Annotated in this window: 9 protein-coding genes; 3 read left to right on the top strand and 6 right to left on the bottom strand. The window is 64.9% G+C overall.

Annotated features, from left to right (window positions below; translation table 11 throughout):
* Positions 1-930: enoyl-CoA hydratase/isomerase family protein (locus RT028_RS15895; RefSeq protein WP_312936080.1), on the bottom strand; the 930-nt coding region annotated here is incomplete at its 3' end.
* A gap of 312 nt (positions 931-1,242) precedes the next feature.
* Between RT028_RS15895 and ung the strand changes: the two genes are divergently transcribed.
* A complete protein-coding gene (gene ung / locus RT028_RS15890; RefSeq protein WP_312936079.1) occupies positions 1,243-1,947 on the top strand; it encodes a uracil-DNA glycosylase in 705 nt (234 codons plus the stop codon).
* A gap of 383 nt (positions 1,948-2,330) precedes the next feature.
* Here ung and RT028_RS15885 read toward each other — a convergent pair whose 3' ends face one another.
* The 5 genes from RT028_RS15885 to RT028_RS15865 form a co-directional block, all read right to left on the bottom strand.
* Complete coding sequence (locus RT028_RS15885) at positions 2,331-3,353, bottom strand: AbrB family transcriptional regulator (RefSeq protein WP_312936078.1); 1,023 nt, start codon at positions 3,351-3,353, stop codon at positions 2,331-2,333.
* Entirely contained in the window at positions 3,346-4,860 is a 1,515-nt protein-coding gene (locus tag RT028_RS15880; protein ID WP_312936077.1) for a tripartite tricarboxylate transporter permease, read from the bottom strand. The genes RT028_RS15885 and RT028_RS15880 overlap by 8 nt, the downstream gene beginning before the upstream one ends.
* A 3-nt stretch (positions 4,861-4,863) precedes the next feature.
* On the bottom strand, positions 4,864-5,322 hold the full coding sequence (locus RT028_RS15875) for a tripartite tricarboxylate transporter TctB family protein (RefSeq protein ID WP_312936076.1): 459 nt from the start codon (positions 5,320-5,322) through the stop codon (positions 4,864-4,866).
* 434 nt (positions 5,323-5,756) lie between these two features.
* Entirely contained in the window at positions 5,757-6,737 is a 981-nt protein-coding gene (locus tag RT028_RS15870) for a tripartite tricarboxylate transporter substrate binding protein (RefSeq protein WP_312936075.1), read from the bottom strand.
* 30 nt (positions 6,738-6,767) lie between these two features.
* Complete coding sequence (locus RT028_RS15865) at positions 6,768-8,057, bottom strand: OprD family porin (RefSeq protein WP_312936074.1); 1,290 nt, start codon at positions 8,055-8,057, stop codon at positions 6,768-6,770.
* Positions 8,058-8,256: 199 nt separating this feature from the next.
* On the opposite strand from RT028_RS15865, the gene RT028_RS15860 reads away from it, so the two are divergent.
* Both RT028_RS15860 and RT028_RS15855 read left to right on the top strand, forming a co-directional pair.
* Positions 8,257-8,928, top strand: coding sequence for a response regulator (locus RT028_RS15860; RefSeq protein WP_312936073.1), 672 nt, complete (start codon positions 8,257-8,259; stop codon positions 8,926-8,928).
* The coding region (locus RT028_RS15855) for a sensor histidine kinase N-terminal domain-containing protein (protein WP_312936072.1) at positions 8,921-9,787 on the top strand (867 nt) is incomplete at its 3' end. The genes RT028_RS15860 and RT028_RS15855, both read left to right, overlap by 8 nt.

Below are 9,787 nucleotides of genomic sequence, written 5' to 3'. Positions count from 1 at the left end.
CATCGCGTATTCCATCTGCAGCGCCTGCGCCAGTGACAGCCGGCGCGCGCGCTGTACCTGTTCCCAGACCAGATGCGCCGTCAGCGGGCAGCCGCGGTAGGTCTGCTCGCCGGCCTTGGCCAGCAGCGGGTCGGCGTGATGGCGCAGGGCAGCCAGCGCCTGCCAGGCCGAGGCGGCATCGGCGACGTCGAGCACCTCGTCGATCAGTGCCCGGCGCGGCAGCCACTGCGCTTCGGGCAGGTGAGCCTTGGCGCACTGATGGCCGCAGCGCAGCAGGCTGTTCAGCTGCAGGGCGGTCTGTTCCTGCCAGTTCAGTTGCAGCAGTTCATCGATCAGGGTCTGCTGTTGGTCGTCTTGCCAGACCCGGTCGGCCAGGTCCAGATCGAGTGCATCGCGGGCATTGAGGGTGGCGCCGGTCATGCCGAGGAACAGCCCCAGCTTGCCCGGCAGCCGACCGAGGAAATGACTGGCCCCGACATCCGGGTACAGGCCGATGCCGATTTCCGGCATCGCCAGCCGGCTGCCTGGCGTGACAATGCGCACCCCAGCCCCTTGCAACAGGCCCATGCCGCCGCCCAGCACGTGGCCGTGGGCCCAGCACAGCAAAGGCTTGGGGTAGGTGTGCAGGTGATAATCGAGGGTGTATTCGGCGGCGAAGAAGCGCGCGGCAACTGGCGGTACGCAGCCTGGCCGCTCGCGACAGGCGTCGGCCAGCGCCCGCACATCGCCGCCTGCGCAAAAGGCCTTGGCGCCATTGCCACGCAACAGCACACAGACCACATTGGGGTCATGGGCCCAGGCGCGCAATTGGACGTCGAGGGTTTCGATCATGCTCAAGGTCAGGGCATTGAGCGTCTTGGCGGCGTCGAGCGTGGCAACGCCGATGCAGGCGCCGTCAGCGCCTGTGAGAACCTCGCATTGAAGGGTCATGGAATACCTCGCACAGATGGTCGTTGCAGTATGGCTGGGCGAACCGAATACGCCGGTTACCGGTCGGATGAATGAGCATCAGCGTTACGTATGCCGGGCCAATGCAGGGAGCAGGTCGGCTACCGGTCGGAGGAATGGACAGCAGCATCTGGCGTGTGCACGAAACAGGCCGGCCCTGGCCAGACGACATGAAACAGGGCTTGGAAAGTTCATGCACTTCGGTACAGTCGACGCCCCGATTTCGCCTTGCCTGACCCGAGCGCAGATGTGCCGACGATGCTCAGGCCGCCCCACCTGATTCTGGATCACACCATGACCGATGAAGATCGCATCAAGCTCGAACCCACCTGGAAAGCCGCCCTGCGCGACGAATTCGACCAGCCCTACATGCATCAACTGCGCGCCTTCCTGCGCCAGGAGCATGCTGCCGGCAAGCAGATCTATCCGCCCGGGCCGTTGATTTTCAACGCGCTCAACACCACGCCGCTGCCGCAGGTCAAGGTGGTGATCCTCGGCCAGGACCCCTACCACGGCCCTGGCCAGGCGCATGGTTTGTGCTTCTCGGTGCAACCGGGGGTGCCGACGCCACCGTCGCTGGTGAACATCTATAAAGAGCTGCACCGCGACCTGAACCTGCCGATTCCCAACCATGGATACCTGCAAAGCTGGGCCGAACAGGGCGTGCTGCTGCTCAACACCACCATGACGGTCGAACGCGCCAACGCCGCGTCCCACGCCAAGAAAGGCTGGGAGCATTTCACCGACCGCATCATCGAGGTGGTCAGCGAGCAGTGTGAAAACGTGGTGTTCCTGCTGTGGGGCGCCCATGCCCAGAGCAAGCAGAAGCTGATCGATGGCACCAAGCATCTGGTACTCAAGTCGGTGCACCCGTCGCCGTTGTCGGCGTATCGGGGATTCATCGGTTGCGGGCATTTCAGCCGGGCAAATGGTTTCCTGGAGCAGCGCGGGATCACGCCGATCAACTGGGCGCTGCCGGCGTTGGATGGGGGGCAGTAAGGATCGATCCCGGTGAGGGGGAGGGGGTCGGCTGCGCCGCCCATCGCGGCTAAAGCCGCTCCCACAGGGTCTGAGCTGGGTCGGTCAAAGTGAGAGTTTCTGCGAGCGTGGTCCGAGTGGGAGCCAACTGTCTTTCGCTAAAGGCTGACAAACGGTCGGATCAGGCTTTTCGACAGCAACGCGTTCCATGTGGGAGCGGCCGGTCCGGCGCTCCGGTCAGCCGCGATGGGCGGCGCAGCCGGCCCAATGGCAGCTACCCCGTTCCATCAGGTTGTCCGGTGTTGTCTGTGCTAGGCCGGCTGCGCCGGCCATCGCGGCTAACCGGAGCGCCGGACCGGCCGCTCCCACACGCTCACCTGCCGACAGTCACCGAGCAACCCCGCCTACCGCCGCCACACCCGAAACAACGGCTCAGCCAGAAACAGCACGAACAGCAAACGCATCACCTGCAACGCCGTCACCAGCGCTACCGAAAGCTGCAAGGTCTCAGCCGTCAGGCTCATTTCGGCGATCCCACCGGGCATCATGCCCAGGGTCAGCGAACGCACATCCAGGCCGGTCAAACCGGCCATTACCCAGGCCGCCGCCGTCGCGATGATCATGCTCAAGCCCGTCGCGACCAAAGTCCGCGCAAGAAACGCCGGCGCCCGCCGAAAGAACGCCCGATTGAAGTGGCACGCCAGCCCACTGCCGATCAGCCACTGCCCCATCTGGCTGGCGCCATCGGGCAGCGACACCTGCAGGTCGCCCGCCAGGCTCACCGTCGCCGCCACCAGCAACGGCCCGAACAACCACGGGTTGGGCTGGCGCAAACGCTGCCACACGAAGGCACTGAGCAGGGCCAGCGGCGCAATCAGTGCCAGCCACGGCCAGCTCACGGCGCCAGCGAGATGCACCGCCGCGCCCTCACCGAGCAGCAGTTTGAACAGCGCCGGCACGCACAGCACCACCGTCAACACACGCAAACTCTGCGCCGCCGCCACCTGGCTGAGCACCGCACCATTGCGCGCGCCGAGGTTGACCATCTCGCCAGAGCCACCCGGCATGCTGGCAAAAAACGCCGTGGCGTGGTCTTCACCGCTGCGGCGCAGCCACCACACGCCAATCACGCTCGACACCGTAGTCAGCAACGCACCGAAGACGATCAACAGGAAATGGCTGGAGACCTGTTCGATCACCAGCGGCGTGAAATGCAGGCCGATACCGACGCCGATGATCCACTGGCCGCACTTGCGCCCGTGGGGGATTTCCGACAACTGCCACGGGGTTAGGCAGCGCACCAGGATGATGGCCAGCAGGGCGCCGACCATCCACGGCAAAGGCCAGCCGACCTTGCTGGCGAGAAACCCGCCTGCAAGACCGACCAGCCCCGTTGCCCAGTACAGCGGCAGCCTGCGATCAGGCATCCGCCATGGCCTGGCGCTGCTTGGCCCGGCGACGCCAGATGCGAATCAGCGGCAGCGAGATCATGCACGCCGTCAACACCCACACACCGATGCTGATCGGGCTCGACCAGAGGATGCCCAGCTCACCGTTGGAGATCGACAGCGCGCGGCGCAGGTTCTGCTCCATCAGGCCGCCGAGGATGAACCCCAGCAGGATCGGCGACAGCGGGAAGTCCAGCTTGCGCAAGATGTAACCCATGATGCCAATGGCGACCATCAGGAACAGGTCGAAGGTGGTGGCGTGCACGGCGTACACACCGATACCGGTGATGATCGCGATGACCGGCACCAGCGCCCAGTTCGGCACGGCGAGGATGCGGGTGAAGATGCGGATCATCGGGATGTTGAGGATCACCAGCATGATGTTGGCAACGAACAGCGAGGCGATCAGGCCCCAGACGATGTCCGGCTGCTGCTGGAACAACAGCGGGCCAGGGGTGATGTTGTACAGCGTCAGCGCGCCGATCATCACCGCCGTGGTGCCCGAACCCGGTACACCCAGTGTCAGCATCGGCACCAGGGCGCCACAGCAGGACGCACCGATGGCGGTTTCCGGCGCCGCCAGGCCACGGGCATCGCCCTGACCGAACTTGCCACTGGCACCGGCCATGCGTTTTTCGGTCATGTAGGCCACGGCACTGGCCAGGGTCGCACCGGCGCCCGGCAGTACGCCCATGATGAAACCGAGCAGGCCGCAGCGGATGTTCACGGCGAACACCGAGGCCGCTTCTTTCATGTTGAACAGCATGCGCCCGGTGGCTTTCACCGCCTGGTGACCGTGGTGGGTCTTCTCCAGCAGCAAGAGGATCTCGCTGATCGAGAACAGCCCCAGCACCAGCACGACGAACTGAATGCCGTCGGCCATGTGCACGCTGTCACCGGTGAAACGATAGACGCCGCTGTTGGCATCGATGCCGACCGCCGAGAGGAACAGGCCAATCAACGCGGCGATGAAGGTCTTCAGTGGCTTGTCGCCGGCCATGCCGCCCAGCGCGACGATGGCGAACACCATCAGCACGAAGTATTCCGCAGGTCCGAAGGCGATCGCCCATTTCGCCAGGAGCGGGGCGAACAGGACCATGCCGCAGGTGGCGATGAAGGCACCGATGAACGAGCTCCACGCCGACAGCGACAGCGCGACGCCGGCCAGACCCTGACGAGCCATCGGGTAGCCGTCGAGGGTGGTCATCACGGTCGACGCTTCGCCCGGGATGTTCAGCAGGATCGAGCTGATCCGGCCGCCGTACTCGCAACCCAGGTACACCGCTGCCAGCAGGATCAGCGCCGATTCCGGTGGCAGGCCCAGGGCGAAGGCGATGGGGATCAACAGCGCCACGCCGTTGATCGGGCCCAGGCCCGGCAACAGGCCGACGACGGTGCCGATCAAGGTGCCGCTCAGGGCGGTGACCAGGTTGTAGGGGGTGAGGGCGACGCCGAAGCCCTGTCCCAGGTAGCTCAAGGTATCCATGTGTCAGTTCTCCAGAACACTGAGTAGGCCCAGGGGCAGCGGCACGTCCATCATGCGATCGAACAGCCAGTAGAGGAAAATGCTCATCAGCGTCACGACGATGGCGCTGTGCAACCAGCGGCCGCCGTACAGACGTGCCATCGGCACACCGGCGAGGATCGCGCTAGGGATGAAGCCCAGCGATTCGAAGGTGGCCGCGAACAGCAGCAGCAAGCCAATGCACAGGCAGATCTTGATCAAGGTGGCGCGGTCGAGCTCCGGCTCGTCGTCTTTACGCACGATGGGCGTCGGACGAATCGCCATGTACAGCAGGCCCAGGCCCATCAGGCCGAGCATCAACAGCGGAAAGGCACGCGGGCCGACCGGCTCGTAGGAAAACGCGGCCTGATACGGCCAGGCCATCACCGCCAGGGCGGCGCACACGGCCAGCATGGCAAGGGCGAAAATGCGTTGCAGGATCATGGGGAAATCCTCGAACTAGGTAAGTGCGTACCGGCACGGGCCGGCGATGTTTGGATCAACTCGGATAAACGGCTGCAGATGAGCGGGTTTTCCGGGTTGATCACTGGGTTCGTACTGGGCCGGCTGCGCCGGCTATCGCGGCTAACCGGAGCGCCGGACCGGTCGCTCCCATAGGGGTTCGGTAAGCCTGCGAAATTGCTTGTGCAGGCGAACGCGAATCTTTGTGGGAGCGGCTTTAGCCGCGATGGGCGGCGCAGCCGCCCCGGCTTCGTTTGCCCGGTTGATCACTGGGTTTGTACTGGGCCGGCGTTGCCGGCCATCGCGGCTAAAGCCGCTCCCACAGGGGGCTCGGTGAGCCCATCGAAGTTGCCTGTGAAGGCGACCGCGAATTTCATGGAAGCGGCTTTAGCCGAAGGTCCAGAGCCGAAACCGTGCTACTGCACCAGACCGAATTCCTTGGCCAGAACCTTGTACTGCGCCACTTGCTGTTTCACGTACTTGTCCAGCTCCTCGCCAGTCAGGGCGAAGGGGAACAGCTCGCGCTGGTCACGCAGCTTGGCGAACTCTTCGGAGGCCAGCACCTTGTCGAACGATTCCTTCCACCACGCGTAGTCCTCGTCGCTCACCTTCGGCCCGAGGTAGAAACCGCGCACCACTGGCCAGACGATGTCGTAGCCTTGCTCCTTGGCGGTCGGAATGTTCTTCATTTCCGGGTCGTCCAGGCGCTCTTCGGAGAACACCGCGAGCAGGCGCATGTTGCCGCTCTGGATGTGTGGCATGGAGTCGGAGATGTCGGTCGAGCCCACCTGAATGTGTCCACCCAGCAGCGCTGTGGCGATTTCACCGCCGCCTTCCAGGGCCACGTAGCGCAGGTCACGCGGGTTGATCCCGGCGGCCTTGGCGATCAGCGCGGTCTGCATCCAGTCCTGGCTACCCACGGTGCCGCCCGAGCCGATCACGACTTTGCTCGGATCTTTCTTCAGCGCGGCAACCAGGTCATCGAGGGTCTTGTACGGCGAATCGTTCTTCACGGCGATGGCGCCGTAGCTGGTGCCCACGGCCGCCAGCCACTTCACCGCGTTCTCGTTGAAACGACCGAACTTGCCCTGCGCCAGGTTCAGCAGCGAACCACTGGACCATGCCACCAGGGTCCCGGCATCGGCCGGACGCTGCGCCACTACGGCGTTGTAGGCCACCGCGCCGACGCCGCCGGGCATGTAGGTCACGCGCATCGGCTTGCTGAGGATCTTCTCGTTGAGCAGGGCGCTCTGTACCAGCTTGCAGGTCAGGTCGAAGCCGCCGCCGGGCGAGGCCGGGGCGATGCATTCAGGGCGCTTGGGTTCGGCGGCCAGGGCGTTGCCGGCCAGCAGCAGGCAGCCAGTGGCGAGTACGAGGCGGCGCAGGGAAAAGGTCATTGTCTTATCTCCGTCAATTGTTCTTGTGAATTACCAAAGGGCCACGCTGTAGCTCACCAGCACGCGGGTTTCGTCCGCGTCTCGGGTGAAGTTGGAGCGGAAACTGGCATTGCGCAGGCGCACCGCGACGTCTTTCAACGGACCGCTTTGCACCACGTACTTGAGTTCGGTGTCACGCTCCCATTCCTTGCCCTCGCCACCCGCTGCGCGGCTGACGTTGTCGCCACTGATGTAACGGGTGAGGAAGCTCAGGCCGGGTACGCCGATGGCGGCGAAGTTGTAGTCGTAGCGCAGTTGCCAGGAATGCTCGTCGGCGTTGGCGAAGTCGTTGATCTGGACGAAGTTGACCAGATGCGGGTCGGCGCCATCGAGGTAGGGGAAGGCGCTGTCGCCCGACACATGCTGGTAAGCGCCGCTGAGCTTGTGACCGCTGAGGGCGTAGCTGAGCATGCCGTTGGCCGTGGTGTTGTCGATGCGCCCGGCCTTGGCCTGGCCCTGGTCGTCACTGGTGGACAGCCGCAGGTCGGCGCCGAAGGTGCCTGGGCCCCACTTCTGGCTGGCGAGCAGGCCGAGGTAATGCTGGCGGTAGATGTCGTCGAGCTGGGCGATGTAGTAGGTGCCGGTCAGCGCCTTGCTGAACGCGTAATCGACGCCGGCCATGTCGAAATGATTGCCACTGAAGGTGCCGCCGAAGCGCCCGCCCTTGTTGTTCAGGGCCAGGTCTTCCCAGTTCGTGTCGTTGCGGTCCTTGACCTTCTCCATGCGCCCGCCGATGAACGTCAGGCGGTCGATGTCGCGCGAAGTGAGCAGGGCGCCTTCGAATGTTTGCGGCAGGATGCGGCCGTCGTTGGGACGCAGTACAGGGGTGACCGGGATCAGTGTGCCGACTTTCAGTTCGGTGGCGGAAATGCGCACCTTGCCGGTCAGGCCGAGCTTGGCATATTCGTCGGCCGCCTTGCCGTCGTCGTGCACCGGCAGCAGGCCAGTGCCTGTGCGATCACGACTGGAGTCGAGCTTGATGCCGACCATGCCCAGCGCGTCGACGCCAAACCCCACGGTGCCGTCGGTGTAGCCCGACTCGACGTTGAGCATGAACCCCTGGGCCCATTCGTCGCGCTTGGATTGCTGCGCGCTGGTGCCGTCGCGAAAGTCGCGGTTGAAGTACATGTTGCGGGTTTCGAAGGTGGCAGTGCTGTCTTCGAAGAAGGCGGCCTGGCTCATCGGCGCAACGCCGGCCAAGGCGAGGGCGCTGGCAAGGGTGCCGGGGCGAGAGCGAAGCAGACGGGAAGGCGCAAGCGCCTGTAGCTGTGTCGACAGCATCAGGGGGTGACTCCAGTTCTTGTTCTTATTGGCTGCACCTTCGAGGTGCATCGCTCAGCAGATCGGGCTGCCGTGGTGCGATCCTAGGTAACCAACCTTTCACCAACCTTTCACGGTCACAGGTTTGTTACAAAGAGCTTCACAGACCTGATCGCAGGGGTACACTCCGCGCCAACCGAACGACTCAAGGGTGAAGGCGATGCGTGTGTTGCTGGTCGAAGACCACCTGCAACTGGCTGAAAGCGTGGCGCAGGCGTTCAAGAGCCAAGGCCTGACCGTGGACGTGCTGCATGACGGCGTGGCGGCCGACCTGGCCCTGACCAGCGAGGAATACGCTGCCGTGGTGCTCGATGTCGGTTTGCCGCGCATGGACGGCTTCGAGGTGCTGGCGCGGTTGCGTGGGCGCGGCAAGACCGTACCGGTGCTGATGCTCACTGCCCGCAGTGACGTGAAAGACCGCGTGCACGGTCTGAATCTCGGCGCCGATGACTACCTGGCCAAGCCCTTCGAGCTGAGCGAACTGGAGGCGCGGGTCAAGGCGTTGTTGCGGCGCAGCGTGCTGGGCGGCGAGCGCCAGCAGTGCTGCGGCCCGCTGGTCTATCACCTCGACACGCGGCGTTTCACCCTCGGCAGTGAACACCTCACCCTGACCTCCCGCGAGCACAGCGTGCTCGAAGCACTGATCGCCCGGCCCGGGCGGGTGATGAGCAAGGAGCAACTGGCAGCCCAGGTGTTCGGCCTTGATGAAGAGGCCAGCCCGGATGCCATCGAGATCTACATCCACCGCCTGCGCAAGAAGCTCGATGGCCACCCGGTCGCCATCGTCACCTTCCGCGGCCTGGGCTACCTGCTCGAACACCGCGATGCGTGACAACGGCAGCCTGCGCGGACGCTTGCTCGGCAACCTGGCGCTGCTGCTGGTGGTGCTGATGATCGCCAGCGGCCTGAGCGCTTACTGGAACGGTCGCGAAGCCGCCGACACCGCTTACGACCGCACCCTGCTGGCCTCGGCACGGGCCATTGCCGCCGGCCTCTCGCAGCGCGACGGCACGCTCAGCGCCGACGTGCCGTACGTGGCCCTCGACACCTTTGCCTACGACAGCGCCGGCCGCATCTACTACCAGGTGCTGGACTTCCAGCAGCGGCTGATCTCGGGCTACGAGCATCTGCCGCCGCCGCCGCCAGGCACACCGCGTACCGACGATTACCCGGCCCTGGCGCGTTTCTACAGCGCCACCTATCAGGGCCAGGACGTACGCGTGGTCAGCCTGCTCCAGCCCGTCAGCGAGCCGAACATGAACGGCATGGCCGAAATTCGCGTGGCCGAGACCGAAGAGGCGCGGGTGAGCATGGCCCGTGACCTGATGACGGACACCTTGCTGCGCCTGGGCATGCTGGCGTTGGCCGCGCTGGTCATGGTGTGGTTCGCCGTGAGCGCCGCGCTGCGCCCGCTGGAGCGCTTGCGCAGCGCGGTCGAAGAGCGCCAGCCCGACGACCTGCGACCGCTGCCCCTGGTGCAGGTGCAACGCGAACTCGGTCCGCTGGTGCATGGGCTCAATCACTTCACCGAGCGCTTGCGCGCGCAGTTCGAGCGTCAGGCGCAGTTCATCGCCGATGCCGCCCATGAGCTTCGCACTCCACTGGCAGCGCTCAAGGCGCGGCTGGAGCTGGGCCGGCGCTCCTCGGACCCCGAGCACTGGCGACAGACGCTGATCGAAGCCGCCCACGGC

Source organism: Pseudomonas sp. (assembly GCF_032058845.1).
Lineage (GTDB): Bacteria > Pseudomonadota > Gammaproteobacteria > Pseudomonadales > Pseudomonadaceae > Aquipseudomonas.
The sequence above is the reverse complement of the archived record's forward strand: the minus strand, read 5'-3'. Positions and strand labels throughout refer to the sequence as shown.

Bases quoted from the DNA above. Each gene is read 5' to 3' on its own strand.
- ung (WP_312936079.1), top strand. From the start codon at position 1,243: ATGACCGATGAAGATCGCATCAAGCTCGAACCCACCTGGAAAGCCGCC.
- RT028_RS15885 (WP_312936078.1), bottom strand. From the start codon at position 3,353: ATGCCTGATCGCAGGCTGCCGCTGTACTGGGCAACGGGGCTGGTCGGT.
- RT028_RS15880 (WP_312936077.1), bottom strand. From the start codon at position 4,860: ATGGATACCTTGAGCTACCTGGGACAGGGCTTCGGCGTCGCCCTCACC.
- RT028_RS15875 (WP_312936076.1), bottom strand. From the start codon at position 5,322: ATGATCCTGCAACGCATTTTCGCCCTTGCCATGCTGGCCGTGTGCGCC.
- RT028_RS15870 (WP_312936075.1), bottom strand. From the start codon at position 6,737: ATGACCTTTTCCCTGCGCCGCCTCGTACTCGCCACTGGCTGCCTGCTG.
- RT028_RS15865 (WP_312936074.1), bottom strand. From the start codon at position 8,057: ATGCTGTCGACACAGCTACAGGCGCTTGCGCCTTCCCGTCTGCTTCGC.
- RT028_RS15860 (WP_312936073.1), top strand. From the start codon at position 8,257: ATGCGTGTGTTGCTGGTCGAAGACCACCTGCAACTGGCTGAAAGCGTG.